This window comes from Bradyrhizobium sp. BR14999, assembly GCF_056106085.1.
The window spans coordinates 1,578,155-1,594,688 of the sequence record NZ_CM148536.1 but is presented as its reverse complement, the minus strand read 5'-3'; the positions used below and the strand labels follow the sequence as shown (position 1 = coordinate 1,594,688).

General features: G+C 64.5%; 17 protein-coding genes. 12 read left to right on the top strand and 5 right to left on the bottom strand.

Translation table 11 applies throughout. The features are described from left to right. The first annotated feature begins 23 nt into the window (after nt 1-23). On the top strand, nt 24-617 hold the full coding sequence (locus tag ACR9YP_RS07390; protein ID WP_370990390.1) for a L,D-transpeptidase: 594 nt from the start codon (nt 24-26) through the stop codon (nt 615-617). 54 nt (nt 618-671) lie between these two features. Next, nucleotides 672-1,709, top strand: a complete 1,038-nt coding sequence (locus ACR9YP_RS07385) for an amino acid ABC transporter substrate-binding protein (protein WP_128937084.1) — start codon at nt 672-674, stop codon at nt 1,707-1,709. A gap of 291 nt (nt 1,710-2,000) precedes the next feature. Here the strand turns inward: ACR9YP_RS07385 and ACR9YP_RS07380 are convergent, their stop codons facing one another. Together ACR9YP_RS07380 and ACR9YP_RS07375 are read right to left on the bottom strand one after the other, a co-directional pair. Beyond that, nucleotides 2,001-3,140 carry an acyl-CoA dehydrogenase family protein gene (locus ACR9YP_RS07380; protein WP_474219285.1) on the bottom strand — a complete coding sequence of 380 codons (1,140 nt, stop codon included), beginning with the start codon at nt 3,138-3,140 and terminating at the stop codon, nt 2,001-2,003. A 176-nt stretch (nt 3,141-3,316) separates the two neighbouring features. After that, the gene (locus ACR9YP_RS07375) at nt 3,317-4,516 is read right to left on the bottom strand and encodes an acyl-CoA dehydrogenase family protein (protein WP_438103437.1); all 1,200 of its coding nucleotides are present in this window, start codon (nt 4,514-4,516) and stop codon (nt 3,317-3,319) included. 138 nt (nt 4,517-4,654) lie between these two features. On the opposite strand from ACR9YP_RS07375, the gene ACR9YP_RS07370 reads away from it, so the two are divergent. Next, nucleotides 4,655-5,200 (top strand): carboxymuconolactone decarboxylase family protein, encoded by a 546-nt coding sequence (locus ACR9YP_RS07370; RefSeq protein ID WP_438103438.1) that lies wholly within the window; start codon nt 4,655-4,657, stop codon nt 5,198-5,200. Between the two features lie 90 nt (nt 5,201-5,290). Further along, complete coding sequence (locus ACR9YP_RS07365; protein ID WP_438103439.1) at nt 5,291-5,785, top strand: VOC family protein; 495 nt, start codon at nt 5,291-5,293, stop codon at nt 5,783-5,785. A gap of 91 nt (nt 5,786-5,876) precedes the next feature. Here the strand turns inward: ACR9YP_RS07365 and ACR9YP_RS07360 are convergent, their stop codons facing one another. Both ACR9YP_RS07360 and ACR9YP_RS07355 read right to left on the bottom strand, forming a co-directional pair. Continuing rightward, on the bottom strand, nt 5,877-7,109 hold the full coding sequence (locus ACR9YP_RS07360; protein ID WP_438103440.1) for an MFS transporter: 1,233 nt from the start codon (nt 7,107-7,109) through the stop codon (nt 5,877-5,879). A 173-nt stretch (nt 7,110-7,282) separates the two neighbouring features. Then, nucleotides 7,283-8,530, bottom strand: coding sequence for an MFS transporter (locus tag ACR9YP_RS07355; RefSeq protein ID WP_438103441.1), 1,248 nt, complete (start codon nt 8,528-8,530; stop codon nt 7,283-7,285). Nucleotides 8,531-8,719: 189 nt separating this feature from the next. Between ACR9YP_RS07355 and ACR9YP_RS07350 the strand changes: the two genes are divergently transcribed. Continuing rightward, nucleotides 8,720-10,789: a prolyl oligopeptidase family serine peptidase gene (locus tag ACR9YP_RS07350; RefSeq protein WP_474219284.1), complete on the top strand. Its 2,070-nt coding sequence runs from the start codon at nt 8,720-8,722 to the stop codon at nt 10,787-10,789. An 11-nt stretch (nt 10,790-10,800) separates the two neighbouring features. On the opposite strand, the gene ACR9YP_RS07345 is transcribed toward ACR9YP_RS07350, so the two are convergent. Continuing rightward, nucleotides 10,801-11,475 (bottom strand): DUF938 domain-containing protein, encoded by a 675-nt coding sequence (locus tag ACR9YP_RS07345; protein ID WP_438103442.1) that lies wholly within the window; start codon nt 11,473-11,475, stop codon nt 10,801-10,803. A 260-nt stretch (nt 11,476-11,735) separates the two neighbouring features. On the opposite strand from ACR9YP_RS07345, the gene soxX reads away from it, so the two are divergent. The 7 genes from soxX to ACR9YP_RS07310 all read left to right on the top strand — a co-directional run bounded on the left by soxX (nt 11,736) and on the right by ACR9YP_RS07310 (nt 16,445). After that, nucleotides 11,736-12,089: a sulfur oxidation c-type cytochrome SoxX gene (gene soxX / locus ACR9YP_RS07340; RefSeq protein ID WP_438110446.1), complete on the top strand. Its 354-nt coding sequence runs from the start codon at nt 11,736-11,738 to the stop codon at nt 12,087-12,089. 25 nt (nt 12,090-12,114) lie between these two features. Beyond that, nucleotides 12,115-12,606 (top strand): thiosulfate oxidation carrier protein SoxY, encoded by a 492-nt coding sequence (gene soxY, locus ACR9YP_RS07335; protein ID WP_438103443.1) that lies wholly within the window; start codon nt 12,115-12,117, stop codon nt 12,604-12,606. A gap of 11 nt (nt 12,607-12,617) precedes the next feature. Then, nucleotides 12,618-12,929 carry a thiosulfate oxidation carrier complex protein SoxZ gene (soxZ, locus tag ACR9YP_RS07330; RefSeq protein ID WP_370990400.1) on the top strand — a complete coding sequence of 104 codons (312 nt, stop codon included), beginning with the start codon at nt 12,618-12,620 and terminating at the stop codon, nt 12,927-12,929. After that, nucleotides 12,929-13,792: a sulfur oxidation c-type cytochrome SoxA gene (gene soxA, locus ACR9YP_RS07325; RefSeq protein WP_438103444.1), complete on the top strand. Its 864-nt coding sequence runs from the start codon at nt 12,929-12,931 to the stop codon at nt 13,790-13,792. Before soxZ ends, soxA begins: the two co-directional genes overlap by 1 nt. After that, the gene (locus ACR9YP_RS07320) at nt 13,789-14,097 is read left to right on the top strand and encodes a hypothetical protein (protein WP_438103445.1); all 309 of its coding nucleotides are present in this window, start codon (nt 13,789-13,791) and stop codon (nt 14,095-14,097) included. Before soxA ends, ACR9YP_RS07320 begins: the two co-directional genes overlap by 4 nt. A gap of 141 nt (nt 14,098-14,238) precedes the next feature. Next, nucleotides 14,239-15,990, top strand: a complete 1,752-nt coding sequence (gene soxB / locus ACR9YP_RS07315) for a thiosulfohydrolase SoxB (RefSeq protein WP_474219283.1) — start codon at nt 14,239-14,241, stop codon at nt 15,988-15,990. Then, nucleotides 15,987-16,445 carry a DsrE family protein gene (locus tag ACR9YP_RS07310; RefSeq protein WP_438103447.1) on the top strand — a complete coding sequence of 153 codons (459 nt, stop codon included), beginning with the start codon at nt 15,987-15,989 and terminating at the stop codon, nt 16,443-16,445. Before soxB ends, ACR9YP_RS07310 begins: the two co-directional genes overlap by 4 nt. Nucleotides 16,446-16,534 lie beyond the last annotated feature (89 nt).

Sequence of the window (16,534 nt, the reverse complement as noted above, 5' to 3'; positions counted from 1 at the left end):
TGTGGCAGCGGGGAGAGCTTTACATGACGGATTTTCGTCGCCTGACCGGGATGCTCGTGGCTGCGATCGGCCTGATCCTGTCGACGCCGCAAGCCTTCGCCCAGCAGCCTGACCGCGGCGACGAGCCGGGCCTGATCGCCGACGACGCCTACCAGCTCGATCCGGAATGGCAGAAGCAGGTGGTCTACTTCCGCACCACCGAGGCGCCCGGCACCATCATCATCTCGACTGCCGAACGTCACCTTTACCTGGTGCAGCCCGGCGGGCGCGCGATCCGCTACGGCATCGGCGTCGGCCGCGACGGTTTTCAGTGGCAGGGGCTGGTGAACATCACCAACAAGAAGGAGTGGCCGGACTGGACGCCGCCGCCGGAGATGATCCAGCGCCAGCCCTATCTGCCGCGCTTCATGGCCGGCGGCCCCGGCAATCCGTTAGGAGCCCGCGCCATGTATCTCGGCACGACCGTCTACCGCATCCACGGCACCAACCGTCCTGACACGATCGGCACCAAGGTGTCCTCGGGCTGCTTCCGTCTCGTCAACAATGACGTCGCCGATCTCTACGATCGGGTCCCGGTCGGGACCAAGGTCGTCATCCGGCAGAAGCCCGAACTCTAATCTTCCTCGCCTTCGCGAATATTCCATTTCCCGATTTTTCGAGAGAGCAACATGATGCGCACTTTTCGAGGCGGCCTGCTGATCGGGCTCGCGGTCGCCGTGCTGGTCGCCGTTCTGGCCATCGTCTATGAATTCTACGACACCCGCACGCTGAAGCGCACCGTGCGCCGCGGCGAGGTGCTGTGCGGCGTCAACAAGGGCCTGCCCGGCTTCTCGATCCCCGACGACAAGGGCAACTGGACCGGATTCGACGTCGATTTCTGCCGCGCGGTGGCCGCGGCGATCTTCAACGATCCGGCCAAGGCGAAGTTCGTCGCACTCGACGCCAGCGAGCGCTTCAAGGAATTGCAGAGCCGCAAGGTCGACATCCTCTCGCGCAACTCGACCTGGAGCATGGCGCGCGAGCTCGACTACGATCTCTATTTCCCGGCGGTCGCCTATTATGACGGCGCAGGTTTCATGCTGCCGCGTTCGCGCAACAAGGAGACCTCGCTGGACCTGACCGGCAGCAAGGTCTGCGTCCAGTCCGGCACTACGACGGCACTCAACGTCGCCGATTACTTCCGTGCCAACAACATGAAGTATGACGAGGTGAAGTTCGACAAGCTCGACGACGTCGTGAAAGCCTACGACACCGGCAAGTGCGACACGCTGAGCGCCGACGTTTCCCAGCTCTATGCGCTGCGGCTGAACCTCGCAAAACCCGGCGACCAAATGATCCTGCCGGACATGATCTCCAAGGAGCCACTCGCCCCCGTCGTGCGCCAGCGCGACGACGACTGGATGATGATCGTGAAGTGGACGCTGTATGCGATGATCAACGCCGAGGAGCTCGGCGTCACCTCGGAGAACATCGACGAGGCCCTGAAGTCGAAGAAGCCGGAAGTGATGCGCCTCGTCGGCACCGAGGGCAATTACGGCGAACAGCTCGGCCTCACCAAGGACTGGGCCGTCCGCATCATCCGCCACGTCGGCAATTACGGCGAGATGTACGAGCGCAACATCGGCGAGAAGTCGAAGCTGAAGATCCCGCGCGGCATGAACCAGCTGTGGAATGCCGGCGGCGTGCAGTACGCACCGCCGATGCGGTAGGCGGCGGTCTCGCCGCCGTCATTGCGAGCGAAGCGAAGCAATCCAGACTACCTCCGCGGTGACGGACTGGATTGCTTCATCGCCAGCGCAAAATTGCTTCGCAATTTTGTCGCAGGCTCCTCGCAATGACGGGCTTGGGGCAGGCGCTCTCCACACTCTCAACTGTCATCGCCCGGCTTGACCGGGCGATCCAGTATTCCGAGACGCCAATCGTATGCGGAGAAGCCGCGGCGTACTGGATCGCCCGCCTTCGCGGGCGATGACAGCGGAGAACGAGGCGGCTGCCCCGCCTCAATACCCCCGCGCCCGCGCCAGCTGCTCGGTGTGATAGTTGGCGTCGCCGAACAATTCCTCGCACACGCGCGCGCGCTTCATGAAGAAGCCGATGTCGAACTGGTCGGTCATGCCCATGCCGCCGTGCATCTGTACGCCTTCCTGCACTGCGCGCGTCGCGGTGGTGCCGGCGCGGGCTTTTGCCACAGCGACGCTCGATGCAGCCTTGGTGACATCAGCATCCAGCGCCTGGAGTGCCTTCATCACGGCGGCACGGGTGATCTCGATGTCGACATAGAGCTCGGCGGCGCGGTGCTGCAGCGCCTGGAATTCGCCGATCAGCTTGCCGAATTGCTTGCGGCTCTTCAGGTACTCGACGGTGCGGCCAAACACCTCGTCGCTGAGGCCGACCATTTCGGCAGCCACCGCGCCCCGGCCGATGTCGAGCACGCCATCGAGCAGGCTTGCGCCCTGATCGAGCTCGCCGAGCACGCTGTCGGCATTGACCTCGACATTGGCGAATTCGATCCGCGCCGCGTTGTGCGCATCGACCATGATGGTGCGCTCGACCGCGATGCCCTTCGCCTTGGGGTCGACCAGGAACAGCGTCAGGCCTTCACGCTCGCCGGCAGCACCCGCGGTGCGCGCGGCGACGATGAGCAGATCGGCGACGTGGCCGTCGATAACCAGCGCCTTGGCGCCGGAGAGCTTGAAGCCGTTGCCGGCGCGCACGGCCTGCAAGTTCGTCTGGAGCGGGCGATGCTTTGCGCCCTCGTCGATCGCGAGCGCCGCAAGCAGCGAGCCGCTCGCGATCTTCGGCAGATATTCCGATTTCTGCGCCGCGTTGCCGCCACGGTTCAGCGCGGAGGCCCCGACCACGCTGGTGGCGAGGAAGGGCGAGGGCATCAAGGAGCGGCCGATCTCCTCCATGACAACACCGGCTTCGACGTGGCCGAGACCAGAGCCGCCGAACTCTTCCGGCACCAGCAGGCCGGCAAAGCCCATCTCGGCGAAGGAATGCCAAAACTCCTTGGAGAAGCCGGTGGGATCCTTGCTGTCGCGCAAGTGACGCAGGTGCGACACCGGCGCCTTGTCGCTGATCAGCCCGCGCGCGCTGTCGCGGAGCATCGATTGTTCTTCAGTGAGGACGAGGGCCATGTTCTTGTTTCCGAATTCGAAATCTATCTATGTTTGTCATTCCGGGATGGCCCGAAGGGCCAGGCCCGGAATCCATCAGGCGGCACGTAGGCCGCGAGATGGATTCTCAGATGCGCAATTGCCCATCGTAGCTCGCGCGTTGCGCGCCCCGGAATGACGCGTGGTGACAGTGTGCCTCACGCCCCCGGCAGATCCAGGATGCGCTTGGCGACGATGCCGAGCATGACCTCGGACGTGCCGCCTTCGATCGAGTTGGCCTTGGTGCGCAACCAGGCGCGCGGGCGGGCGCCCTGCTTGGAGCGCTCGCTCTCCCATTCCAGCGCATCGACGCCGCCGGCCGACATCAAGATCTCGTAGCGGCGCTTGTTGAGCTCGGTGCCGTAGTACTTCATCGCGGAGGAGAATGCCGGATGCGCTTGCCCCGCCTTGGCGAGATCGACCGCACGCTCGGCACAGGCCGCAAGCGCAGCCTCATCCACATCGAAGCGCGCAATCTGGCCACGCAGCATGGCATCGTCGAGCCGCCCCAGCGCATCGGTGCCGACCGAATCCGCCGCGATCTGGCCGAGCGGACGGCCGACGCCGCGCTCGCCCATGCCCGAGATCATCGCGCGCTCGTGCTGGAGCAGATACTTTGCGACGTCCCAGCCGCGGTTGACGGTGCCGACCACATGCGACTTCGGCACGCGGACGCCGTCGAAAAAGGTTTCGCAGAACGGCGAGTAGCCGGAGATCAACAGGATCGGCTTGGTCGAGACGCCCTTCGAGGTCATGTCGAACAGAATGAAACTGATGCCGTCGTGCTTCTTGGCAGTGGGATCGGTGCGGACCAGGCAGAAGATCCAGTCGGCGTAATTGGCATAGGACGTCCAGATCTTCTGGCCGGTGATGATGAAGTCGTCGCCGTCGCTCTCGGCACGGGTCTGCAGCGAGGCGAGATCGGAACCGGCATTCGGCTCGGAATAGCCCTGGCACCAGCGAATCTCGCCCGCGGCGATCTTCGGCAGATGTTCCTTCTTCTGCGCCTCATTGCCGTATTTCAGCAGCGCCGGCCCGAGCATCCAGATGCCGAAGCTCGACAGCGGCGGACGCGCGCCGATTCTGGCCATCTCCGCGCGCAGCACCTTGTGCTCGGCAGCACTGAGGCCACCGCCGCCATACTCCTTCGGCCAATCAGGCACCGTCCAGCCCTTGTCGCGCATGCGTTCGAACCAGATGCGCTGCGGCTCGGACGAGAATTTTGCGTTGCGCCCGCCCCAGAACACATCGGCGTCCGACGTCGCGGGCTTGCGCATCTCCGGCGGGCAATTGGCTTCCAGCCAGGCGCGCGTCTCGTTGCGGAATGTTTCGAGATCGGCAGTCTCAGAATCTGTCATGGGTCGTTTCCATCAATCAAAATCGACTTGTTTGCGCCGACTCTGAGCCATCGCCTCGTGGAATTCAACCACTTCCGCAGCCCGCATTCGGCTATAGTCGCCGCCACGGCGAGCCTTGAAAACAAAGAGGAAACAACAATGCGCCTAAAGCTTCTTTCGCCTGGCGAAATGAACGAGAGCCAGCGCCAGACCTATGACGAGTCGATTGCCGGCAAGCGCGGCAAACCGCCGGCGCCGATGATGGCCTGGCTCAACAGCCCGGAGATGGCGCGTCACGCCACGCGGCTCGGCGAAGTGCTGCGCTTCGACACGATCTTCCCGGCCAAGCTCTCGGAGATCGCGATCCTGGTCACGGCGCGGCACTGGACCGCGCATTACGAATGGTATGCGCATAAGCGCCTGGCGCTTGCGGGCGGCATGAAGCTTGAGATCATCGAGGCGATCCGCGACCGCCGCACGCCTGAGTTTGACGATCCCAAGGGCAAGATGATCTACGACGTCGCGAAATCGCTGCATGAGGGCCACAGCGTCGAGAAGGGCCTCTATGATGCGGCGGTCAAGCTGCTCAGCGAACGCGGCGTCGTCGAGATCATCGGGCTGTGCGGCTATTACACGCTGGTGTCGATGACGCTGAACACGTTCGAGTTTGGCCTGCCGGAGGGCGAGGTCTCGGAGCTGGCTTAGTTTCCCATTCGGAAACGAAGAGTTTCAGGGTGAGCCGGTAGCACTGTCCCGAGGCTCGCCTTATGTGGAGTCCATCAACGGAGCAGCCACATGTCGCAGAACCAAGCCGTCGCCGCCGGCACCAGGATCGGCCACGTTCACCTCAAGGTCGCCGATCTCGATCGTGCGCTCGGCTTCTATTGCGGCGTGCTCGGCTTCGAGCTGATGCAACGCATGGGCTCCGGCGCGGCCTTCATCTCAGCCGGCGGCTATCATCACCACATCGGGCTCAACACCTGGGAGAGCAAGGGCGGCTCGCCGCCGCCGCCGGGCACGACTGGGCTCTATCACACCGCGATCCTGTATCCGACCAGGCCGGCGCTGGCGGATGCGCTGCACCGGGTGCTCACGGCCGGCATTGCGCTGGATGGTGCCAGCGACCACGGCGTCAGCGAGGCGCTGTATTTGCGCGACCCCGACCAGAACGGCGTCGAGCTGTATTGGGACAAGCCGAGGGAGCAATGGCCGTTCGGGCCGGACGGGAAGCTCGCGATGTTCACGAAACGGCTGGACGTGGATGCGCTGCTGCGGCAGCGCCAAACGTGATGCCGTAGGGTGGGTTAGGCAAAGCCGTAACCCACCAACTTCGCTCCGCATTCGCTGAAGCATGGTGGGTTACGCCTCCGGCTAACCCACCCTACGCAGTCTTCGCGCGGCTACCACGCACCATGATCAGCGCTGCTGCCGCCACCTCCAGCGCGATGCAGAGATAGAACGGCAGCGCGTACCCTCCGGAGAGATCGCGCAGGAAGCCGACGACGCCCGGGCCGAACGCATAGGTCACCTGATTGATCGCGGTGTTGAGGCTGATCAGCACGCCGAACGAGGCGGAATCGAACTCCTGCTGCACGATCAGCGACGGCAGCGTGATGAGGTTGCCGACGGAGAAGCCGAACACCGCGCAGGCCGCTATCAGCACATAGTCGTTGTGCAGGTTGATGACGACACACAACGCCGCGGCCTGGCTGAGGAACGATAGCGCCGAGGCCAGCCGCTGGTTGAGGCGGTCGATCACCAGCGAGAACAGCACGCGGCCGACCACGGCCATCGCCGTCAGCACGGCGACGGCGACAGCCGCGCGCTCGCGGCCGATCACGGGATCGAGGAACGAGATCAGGTGCACGATGAAGCCGACCTGCGCGAACAGCACCAGCGCGAAGGCAATCGTCACCGAGAGGAAGCCGACGTCACGCAGCGCCTGCGCGCGGATCTGCGTCGACGATTGCAGCTTCGGCTTCGCCGCCGCATGCCAGCCGTGAAGATCGGGCGAGCGGCCGACGAGAACGAGAATCACCGGCAGGAGCAGCACCAGCATGGCGCCGGCAGTGGCGTACATCGCGCTGGCGAAGCCGACATGGCCGATCAACGCCACCAGCAGCGGCACGCCGACGATGCCGCCAAAACTGGCACCGTTCAGCGCGAGGCTGATCGCCATGCCGCGCTTGGCATCGAACCACAGGCTGATCGTGTTGGTGATCATGGCGAGACTGGTGCCGGCCCAGCCGAAGGCGAGCACCGCATTGGCGAGATAGAGCTGCCAGGGTTCGCGCACCGCGCCGATCGTGATAGCGGCCGCTGCCATCGCCAGCGTGCCCGCGATCAGGCAGAGCCGCGGACCGTAATTGTGGACGGCCTCGCCGACGAAGACGACCAGCAGCGCGCCGAACAGGTAGAAGAAGGTCGTGCCCGACGAGATCAGTGAGGCCGACCAGCCGTGCGCGCGTTGGAGCTCGGCGACATAGACGCTCTGGCCATAGAAGCCGAGTCCCCAGCCGAAGGTCGCGAGCAGGAAGCAGACCGCGACGATACGCCAGCCTTCGTAGCGGAGGGTGGATTCGTCGATCGCCGGAGTCCGAGGGTTGTCGAGCATGCTACCTACTCCGTCATGCCCGGGCTTGTCCCGGGCATCCACGTTCTTCGATCCGCGCGCCTAAGACGTGGATGGCCGGGACAAGCCCGGCCATGACGCATCTAATAAATCCCATCCGAAAATCACTTCGACGGCGATCGAAGCATCAACGCTGCTGACAGCCTCCTGCCAACTCAGATCGCATCCGGGAACTCGCCCATCGCAGCGTCCAGACGCGCCTTGCGGCGACGCGCCCAGGACGCCAGCGACAGCACGGCGAGGCCGAGCACCACCGGCGGGAACACCACCATGTTCACCGCGGACCAGCCGTAATTGGCGAGCAGCTGGCCGGAGGAGAACGAGCCGATCGCCATCATCCCGAACACCAGGAAATCGTTGAACGCCTGCACCTTGTTGCGCTCCTGCGGACGGTGTGTCTCCAGCACCAGCGCGGAGGCGCCGATGAAGGAGAAATTCCAGCCGACGCCGAGCACGATCAGCGTCGCCCAGAAATGCATTGCTGTGATCCCGGAAAGCCCGATGCCGGCGGCGCCTGCCTCCAGCAGCAGACCGGCAGCGACCACCTTCGGAGCACCGAAGCGCGCGATCAGCGCACCCGTGAAGAAGCTCGGCCCGTACATGGCGACGATGTGCCATTGAATGCCGAAATTGGAATCGGACACGCTGAGGCCGCAGATCTTCATGGCGAGCGGCGCCGAGGTCATCACCAGGTTCATCATGGGATAGGCGATGACGCCGCACAAAGCGGCCGCGATGAAGCGCGGCTGGGTCACGATGTCGAGCAGCGGCCGTCCGCCATGCAGATCGGCCGCCGCGGGCTTGGGCATGTCGACGCCGGCGACGATGCCCATCGCGACCAGCGCCACCGCCGCCTGCACCAGGAAGCTGAAGGCGAACAGATAAGGCTGCCAGACGTCCATGGTCCACTGCACGAGCTGCGGACCGAGCACGCCGGCGAACACGCCGCCCGCCATCACCCAGGACACCGCCTTGGGCCGGTACGCCGCGCTGGCGCCGTCGGCGGCGGCGAAGCGATAGGATTGCGCCACCGCGCCATAGAGGCCGCCGAGGAAGGTCGCGATGCAGAACAGCGCGAAGGAGGCGTGCAGGATCGCGAAACAGCCGGTGAGGCCGGTGAGCGTGCCGAGGCCCGTGCCGATGACGAAGGCGGCGCGTCGACCGAAGCGGCGCGAGATCGCGCCGGTCGGCAGCGTGCCGGCGGCGAGCCCGAGCACGTACATCGACAGCGGCACGGTCGCGAGCGACATGTCGGGCGCGAGCGTGGCGCCGACGATCGAGCCGGTGGCGAAGATCACCGCCGAATTGGCGCCGGTCAGCGCCTGCGCGGCGGCAAGGCGCACCACATTGGCACGCGCGCGCGTGTCGTCAGCGATTTCGGCAGTCGCGGTCACATCTAACATCGGTATTTCCGCCCCAAAGGGCTCTCGTTGATTCCCGGCACTATGGAGGGGCGCTGATGGGCGGACAACCGGCGCAAACGGACGCGGGCCATGCCTCTGACGCAATCGGACGGATGATAGCGGGCCGCGCCCTTGACGGCTTGCGCTCGATCAAATCCTATCCGCCGCGATCTTCCTGGAGTTTTGCTCATGACCGTCGACGACAGGCCTACGCTCAGCGCTCCCGACGACGATCCCTGGCTGTGGCTGGAGGAGATCGAGGGCACGCAGGCGCTCGATTTCGTCGAGCGGCAGAATGAATTGACGCTCAAAGCGTTCGGCGGCAAAGCCTTCGAGCACGACCGCGACATCCTCGCGGCGATCTACGATCGGCCCGACAACATTCCCTATGTCAGCCGGCGCGGCAGCGATCTGCACAATCTCTGGAAGGACGCCACCAATCCGCGCGGCCTGTGGCGACGGACGACGCTGGCGGAGTTTCGCAAAGCCAATCCGGCGTGGGAGACCATGCTGGATATCGACCAGCTTGCGGCGGGCGAAGGCGAGGACTGGCTGCTGAGCCAGATCGTCACGATGCCGGGACACTCGCGGGCGATACTGAGCCTGTCGCGCGGCGGCAGTGATGCCGTGACGTTGCGCGAGTTCGACATGGACACCAGGAGCTTCGTGGCCGGCGGGTTCACGCTGCCGGAAGCGAAGGGCGGCGTGGATTGGCTCGATGCGGACACGCTGCTGCTGTCGAGCGCCCATGGCGAAGGCATGGCCACGAGCTCGGGATATGCACGGACCGTGCGGCTGTGGCGTCGCGGCCAGCCTGTCGATCAGGCGCAAACAATCATCGAGACCGCCGCCGATCACATGATGATCTATGGCAGCGCCGATGACACCGGCGCGGAGCCGCGGGTCTGGCTCGTCGATCAGATCGACTTCTTCAATCACGCCATCTGGCTGCGCGATGCGACTGGTGCGACGACGAAGCTCGACCTGCCGACCGGCATCTGGATGCAGGCGCATGGCGACTGGTTCGCGATCAAGCTGCGCAAGGACTGGTCGATCGAAGGCCGGACCTATACCGCTGACACGGTGCTCGGCATCGCGCTGTCGGCGTTTCTCGCCGGCAGCCGCGATTTTTCGGTGCTGTTCGAGCCGGCGCCGCGGCGCGCGTTGCAAGGTCTGTTCTGGGCGGCGGGCAAGCTCGTGCTGTCAATCCTCGACGAGCTGCGCCCGCGCTTCGAGATCTGCACGCCATCCGCCGCCGGCTGGAGTCGCGACACGCTTCCCGGCCTGCCGCAGATCGGCGTCGTCGACATCTGGCCGCTCGATCGCCACCCGTCCGAAAGCAATGGCGACCTGCTCGCCAATGTGCAGGATCCGCTGACGCCGCCGTCGCTGCTGCTGATCGCACGCGGCGTCGCAAGCCCGACCGTGCTGAAGCAAGCGCCGAGGACGTTCACCGCCGATGGTCTCGTCGTGACGCAGCACGAGGCCATCTCGATCGACGGCGAGCGCATTCCCTACGTGCAAACCGGCCCCGCCAACGAGGCCGGCGATGCGCCGGTCTATATGAGCGCCTATGGCGGCTTCGCCCATTCGGTGAAGCCGTATTACAACCCTTCGCTCGGCAAGCTGTGGCTGGAGCGCGGCGGCACGACGGTGCAGGCGAATTTGCGCGGCGGCGGCGAGTTCGGCACGCGCTGGCACGATGCCGGCCGGCTCGCCGGCAAGAAACTGTCGCATGACGATTTCGCCGCCGTCGCCGCCGATCTCGTCCGCCGCGGCGTGACGACAGCAAAGCGCATCGCCGCACAGGGTGGATCGAACGGCGGCATCCTCATCACCAACATGCTGGTGCGCTACCCCGAGCGTTTCGGCGCGCTGTTCTGCACCATTCCGCTGATCGATATGCGCCGCTACACGAAGTTGCTCGCGGGCGCGAGCTGGATCGCGGAATATGGCGACCCCGACAAGGTGGAGGAATGGGCGTGGCTGAAGACCTATTCGGCCTATCACAATGTGAGGGACGGCCAGGCCTATCCGCCGATCCTGATCGCCACCACGCGGCGCGACGACCGCGTCCATCCCGGCCACGCGCGCAAGATGGCCGCCAAGCTTCAGGCGATGGGCTATGAGGCCTGGTTGTACGAGCCCGCGGCAGGCGGCCACGGCTACGGCAAGGACAACAAGGAGCGCGCCGGCTTCGAGGTGCTCGGCTTCCGGTTCTTGAAGGACAAGATCGGGTGGAAAGATGGGGAGGCCTGACGGCCTCGCGCTCAGCCCCGCGAAAACACCAGCGTGAGATTGTTCGCGGGCATCTCGATGGTGTCGACGAGGCGGAGGCCTGCGCCTTGCGCCAGCGTCTCGACGTCACCGATGTCGCGCACACCCCATTCGGGATTGCCCTCGCGCAAGGACGTGTCGAACACGGCGTTGCTGAGCGCGGTGTGCTTGCCGTGGCGCTTGAACGGGCCGTAGAGGAACAGTTTGCCGTCGGCCCGCAGATAGCGGCCGGCGCCGGCGAAGAGGCCCTCGGCGACGCTCCATGGCGCAATGTGAATGACGTTGGCGCAGAACACGGCGGCGAGGCTGGTCGGCCCCTGACCGCTTTTCATCTCCAGGCACCAGTCGGGATCGGTCAGATCGATCCGTAAGGGCGAGCCGATGTTTGCGAGGCCCGAATGAACGCGCCAGGCCTCGATACTCTTGAGATGGCGCTGGTTGAGGTCGCTCGGCCACCAGATCAGACCGGGCGTGTGACGGGCGAAATGAACCACGTGCTGTCCGGTTCCGCTGCCGAGCTCGACCACGTTGCCGGTCAAGCCGGCGAGATGTTTCTCCAGCGCCGCCCAGATCGGCTCGTGATTGCGATGGAACGCCGGCGCATCGAGCCGGCCATCCGGCTCGACCCGTCCGCCGTCCCTGCCAAATTCGACGAGATATTCGGTCAAGTGAGGTCCCCTTGAAAACACGAGAACGCGTTGAAAACAGGATGGGCACCAAAGCGCCCTGGAAAAAGCCGGCCCGCGCCCATTGTCCTAATTGTTGGGGCCAAATCGGCCGAACCAATAATCTCTTTAATTACAATGCGGAAGATATTAACTCCATTTTCCCCGGTGCATAGTCTCGATTGTCAGGCGATGCCCTTTATGCTTTGGAACGCCTTTATTTCCGCGATCAGATCATCGCCATAACGCCTCGGAATACCGCCTTGACTGCCTTGTCCCGGACGTCCGTCCTGTTCCTCCTGCTGGCCATTGCCGCCGGCCTCGCCAGCCCGGCGCGGGCGCAGTCCGCCGTGGCCGAGGGCCGGAAGCTCGCCTTCGAGCGCGGCAAGGGCAATTGCCTGACCTGCCACGTGATCAAGGGCGGCGACCTGCCGGGAACGATCGGGCCGGAGCTGAAGGACATCAAGGCAAAGTACCCCGAGCGCAACGAACTGGCCGCGATCATCTTCGACGAAACCAAGCGCAATCCGCAAACCATGATGCCGCCGTTCGGCCGGAACCGGATTTTGACCGAGCAGGAGATCAACGCGATCGTTGATTTCCTGCAAACGCTGTAACGGCCGGCACGCCAGGAGACCTCTGATGACCACGACCACCGGCCCTCATCCGACGCGGCGCCTGATCCTTCAGGGCGCGGGCTCTGTCGCGCTGATCGGCCTTGGCAACCTGCCGTTCGCAGCCAGCCCTGCGCGCGCGGCGGCGAACGACAAATATCCGGAAGAGGCCTTCAAGCAGAAGAGCGAGGCCGACGCGATCAAGGCGCTCTACGGCAAGGCGGCCGAGCCGTCCGACAAGGTCAAGCTGGATGCGCCGGAGATCGCCGAGAACGGCGGCGTGGTGCCGGTCTCGGTGACGACGACGCTCGACAAGGTCACCTCGATCTCGTTCTTCGTGGCCGAGAACCCGTTTGCGCTCGCAGCGTCCTACAAGATCGCCGACGGCACGATTCCTGGCGTCGCCAACCGGCTGAAAATGGCCAAGACCACCAAATTGGTCGCCATCGTCGAGGCCGACGGCAAGCTCTACAGCGCGACCAAGGAAGTGAAGGTCACCGTCGGCGGCTGCGGCGGCTAAGGAGAACCGAGATGGCATCCAGCATTCGCGTACGCGCCACCGCCAACGGCGACCTCACCGAGGTGCAGGCGCTGATCCAGCACCCCATGGATACCGGCCTGGTCAAGGATCCCAAGGGCGAGCTGATCCCGGCGCACTTCATCCAGGAGCTGAAGTTCGAATGTAACGGCAAGGACGTCTTCGTCGCCAATTGGGGCACTGCGGTCTCCAAGGATCCTTACGTCAAATTCAGCTTCAAGGGCGCCAAGAAGGGCGACGAGCTCAAGATCTCCTGGACCGACAACAAGGGTGCGTCGGATACGACCACCGCGAAGATTTCCTGATGAAGACCCGATCTGCCCTCCTGCTTGGCTCGCTCAGCGCCGCGCTCGTTGCGTTCGCCCTCACCTCTCCGCGCGTGGTCGCGGCCGACAAGGTCGATCCCGTCGCCGATGTCAAGGCGTTCCAGAACTTCTTCTTCCAGAAGTTTCCGAACGTGAAGCACGAGGATTTCGTCAACGGTCCTTATTCCATGAACGAGGACATGAAGCGGCAGTGGCAGGAGAAGGAGGAATTTCCTCCTTATGAATTCGCGCTCGACGCCGGCAAGGAAATGTTCGCCACCCCGTTCAAGAACGGCAAGACTTACGCCGATTGCTTCCCGAATGGCGGCATCGGCATCCGTCAGAACTATCCCTATTTCGACACGAAGGAAGGCAAGGTCGTCACGCTGGAGCTCGCGCTCAACCGCTGCCGCGAGGCCAATGGCGAGGCGCCCTATTCCTACGTCAAGGACGAGATGGCTTCGCTGACGGCCTACATGGCCTTCACCTCGCGCGGCAAGCCGATGGACATCAAGATCCCCGACGATCCCCGCGCGCTCGCAGCCTTCGAGAACGGCAAGCGCTATTTCTACACGCGCCGCGGCCAGATGAACTTCTCCTGCGCGAGCTGCCACGTGCAGAGCCCGGGCGAGCGCATCCGTGCCGAGACCCTGGCGCCGGCGCTCGGCATCCTCAACGCGATGCCGATCTACCGGTCCGAATGGAGCGGCATGGGCACGACCAGCCGCCGCTTCGTCACCTGCAACAGCCAGACCCGCGCGGTTCCGCTGGAGCCGCAATCGGACGAATATCGCGACGTCGAATATTTCCTCTCCTACGTCGCCAACGGCCTGCCGATCTCGGGGCCGGGAGCGCGGCCATGAAGCGGACCGGTCTCCTCGCCATATTGCTTGCGTTGACCATCGCGCTGCCCTCGGCGCACGCGGCAACGGAAGCGGACTACAAGGCCGCCTATGCCGCCGCGGAAGCCGCAGCCAAGGAGGCGGCCAGCCTGCGTCACCAATGGACCACGACGGTCTCGACCCTGGCGGCGGCGAAGAAGGCGGCCGATGGGGGCGATTTCGACCGCGCATTTGCCGCAGCGAAAGAGGCCGAGGCGCTGGCGAAGGCGTCGATCTTTCAGGCAAATTCCGAAAAAGAGGCCTGGAAGGCGATGGAAATCCGCTAGACTGGGCTTGGCGCGCGAGAACATCGTTGCTCCAGATCATTCTTTGAGCACGATCTTGTCGGAAAGCCGCACCACACTTTGCGCTAACACGGATCATGCTTGTGGAACAGTCGACAGCGTCGGGGGCGCGGAGAATTTGAGATGGCTATCCGGCGCCGCGATTTCCTGAAGAGCGCAGGTCTTGCCGTCGCATCTGTTGGGCTGCCGCGGCTCGCGCGCGGCGCCGACACCGCGAGCATCTATGACATCGAGCGCTTCGGCAATGCGCGCATTCTGCACATCACCGACACGCATGCGCAGCTCAACCCAGTCTTTTTTCGCGAGCCCAGCGTCAATATCGGCATCGGCGAGATGGCGGGGCGGCCGCCGCATCTGGTCGGGCGCGCCTTCCTGGAGCGCTTCGGCATCCGGTCCGACAGTGCGGATGCCTATGCCTTCACCTGCTTCGAGTTTGAGAAATCCGCGGGCCGCTTCGGCAAGCTCGGCGGCTTTGCCCATCTGAAGACGCTGGTCGACCGCTTGCGCGCCGACGCCGGGGAAAAGCATTCGCTGCTCGTCGACGGCGGCGACCTCTGGCAGGGCACGGGGCTCGCCAACGTCATGCAGGGCCGCGACATGGTCGAGGTCGCCAATCTGCTCGGCATCGAGGCGATGACCGGGCACTGGGAATTCACCTATGGCGAGCAGGCGCTGCGCGACAATCTCGAGCGCTTCAAGGGCGAGTTTCTGGCGCAGAACGTGTTCCTGAGCGAAGAGGCCGCATTCAACGACGCCCCCGCCTTCGACAAGGCCAGCGGGCGCGTGTTCAAGCCGTCAATCATCAAGGAGCTCGGTGGCCATCGCGTCGCAATCGTCGGCCAGGCTTTCCCCTATGTGCCGATCGCGCATCCCAAGCGATTCACGCCGGACTGGACCTTTGGCATCCGCGAGGAGGAGTTGCAGAAGCATGTCGATGCCTTGCGCGGCACCGACAAGGTCGATGCCGTCATCCTGCTGTCGCACAACGGCATGGACGTCGACCTCAAGCTCGCAAGCCGCGTCACCGGCATCGATGTCATCCTCGGCGGCCATACCCATGACGCGGTGCCGCAGCCGATTCCCGTGAAGAATGCTAGTGGCACCACGCTCGTCACCAATGCCGGCTCCAACGGAAAATTTCTGGCCGTGCTCGATCTCGCGATCGGCAAGGGCAAGGTCAGCGACATTCATTATCATCTGCTGCCGGTCTTTTCCGAGCTGCTGAAGCCGGATCCCGGGATGGCCGAGCTGATCGGCCGGCTGCGCGCGCCGCACGTGACCGACTGGTCGGAGAAGATCGCAACGCCCGATCGCCTGCTCTACCGCCGCGGCAATTTCTCCGGGCCCGTCGACGAGCTGATCTGCACGGCGCTGCGCACCGAGCTCGATGCCGAGATCGCGCTGTCGCCGGGCTTCCGCTGGGGCATCACCGCGCTGTCAGGCCAGGCGCTGACCATGGAGGATCTGCTCGCGGAAACCGCGATCAGCTATCCCGAGACCTATGTGCAGGAGATGACCGGCGCACAGATCAAGGACGTGCTGGAGGACATCTGCGACAACCTCTTCAACGCGGATCCCTATTACCAGCAGGGTGGCGACATGGTGCGCGCCGGCGGGCTCAGCTACACCTGCACACTGGACGCCGCGATCGGCAGCCGCATCTCTGAGCTGAAGCTCGGTAGCGGCGAGGCGCTCAGCGCCAGCCATCGCTACAAGGTCGCAGGCTGGGCCTCGATCAACGGCCAGCAGGGCGCGCCGGTGTGGGACGTCGTCGGCAAATATCTGCGCTCGGGCCGGATGTTTCAGGAGCGGCTCGGCTCCGGCGTGACGCTGAAAGGGGTCGAGGGCAATCCAGGCATTGCAGCAAAGGGATGATGCGGTCGCAACACTTATCCGCGATGCTTCTGGCAGTGCTCGTCTGGGCAGCGATCCCACAGGCTTCTGCCCAGCAGGTGCCGCTGCAGGACAAGCCGTTCGCCGAGCACAAGATCGTGCTTCAGCTCTCCGACGGCGATGCGAGGAAGCAGGCGCTGGTCTTGAGCGTCGCCAACAATCTGCTGAAGGCTTACGACCCCGACAAGATCGCGATCGAGGTGGTGGCATTCGGTCCCGGCATCGATTTGCTGCTGTCCGGCAGCGAGCGCCGCAAGCAGGTCGAGAGCCTGATCGCACAGGGCGTGCGCTTCGACATCTGCCTCAACACGGTCGACACGCTCGAGCGGGAGACGGGCAAGCGGCCGGAGTTCATCCAAGCTGCGACACCGGTGCAGGTCGGAGTCGGGCAGATCCTGTTTTTGGCGGAGAACGGGTACACGGTGGTGCGGCCGTAGGCTGCGCCCCCGACACCCTCCCGGGGTCGTCCCGACGAAGGCCGGGACCCATACCGCGTGATCTTTCGAGAGGGGCGGTGGGAGTACCG

What these genes read in the sequence shown, in the direction of transcription:
- ACR9YP_RS07390 (WP_370990390.1), top strand. Translation starts at nt 24, where the DNA reads ATGACGGATTTTCGTCGCCTGACCGGGATGCTCGTGGCTGCGATCGGC.
- ACR9YP_RS07385 (WP_128937084.1), top strand. Translation starts at nt 672, where the DNA reads ATGCGCACTTTTCGAGGCGGCCTGCTGATCGGGCTCGCGGTCGCCGTG.
- ACR9YP_RS07380 (WP_474219285.1), bottom strand. Translation starts at nt 3,140, where the DNA reads ATGGCCCTCGTCCTCACTGAAGAACAATCGATGCTCCGCGACAGCGCG.
- ACR9YP_RS07375 (WP_438103437.1), bottom strand. Translation starts at nt 4,516, where the DNA reads ATGACAGATTCTGAGACTGCCGATCTCGAAACATTCCGCAACGAGACG.
- ACR9YP_RS07370 (WP_438103438.1), top strand. Translation starts at nt 4,655, where the DNA reads ATGCGCCTAAAGCTTCTTTCGCCTGGCGAAATGAACGAGAGCCAGCGC.
- ACR9YP_RS07365 (WP_438103439.1), top strand. Translation starts at nt 5,291, where the DNA reads ATGTCGCAGAACCAAGCCGTCGCCGCCGGCACCAGGATCGGCCACGTT.
- ACR9YP_RS07360 (WP_438103440.1), bottom strand. Translation starts at nt 7,109, where the DNA reads ATGCTCGACAACCCTCGGACTCCGGCGATCGACGAATCCACCCTCCGC.
- ACR9YP_RS07355 (WP_438103441.1), bottom strand. Translation starts at nt 8,530, where the DNA reads ATGTTAGATGTGACCGCGACTGCCGAAATCGCTGACGACACGCGCGCG.
- ACR9YP_RS07350 (WP_474219284.1), top strand. Translation starts at nt 8,720, where the DNA reads ATGACCGTCGACGACAGGCCTACGCTCAGCGCTCCCGACGACGATCCC.
- soxY (WP_438103443.1), top strand. Translation starts at nt 12,115, where the DNA reads ATGACCACGACCACCGGCCCTCATCCGACGCGGCGCCTGATCCTTCAG.
- soxZ (WP_370990400.1), top strand. Translation starts at nt 12,618, where the DNA reads ATGGCATCCAGCATTCGCGTACGCGCCACCGCCAACGGCGACCTCACC.
- soxA (WP_438103444.1), top strand. Translation starts at nt 12,929, where the DNA reads ATGAAGACCCGATCTGCCCTCCTGCTTGGCTCGCTCAGCGCCGCGCTC.
- ACR9YP_RS07320 (WP_438103445.1), top strand. Translation starts at nt 13,789, where the DNA reads ATGAAGCGGACCGGTCTCCTCGCCATATTGCTTGCGTTGACCATCGCG.
- soxB (WP_474219283.1), top strand. Translation starts at nt 14,239, where the DNA reads ATGGCTATCCGGCGCCGCGATTTCCTGAAGAGCGCAGGTCTTGCCGTC.
- ACR9YP_RS07310 (WP_438103447.1), top strand. Translation starts at nt 15,987, where the DNA reads ATGATGCGGTCGCAACACTTATCCGCGATGCTTCTGGCAGTGCTCGTC.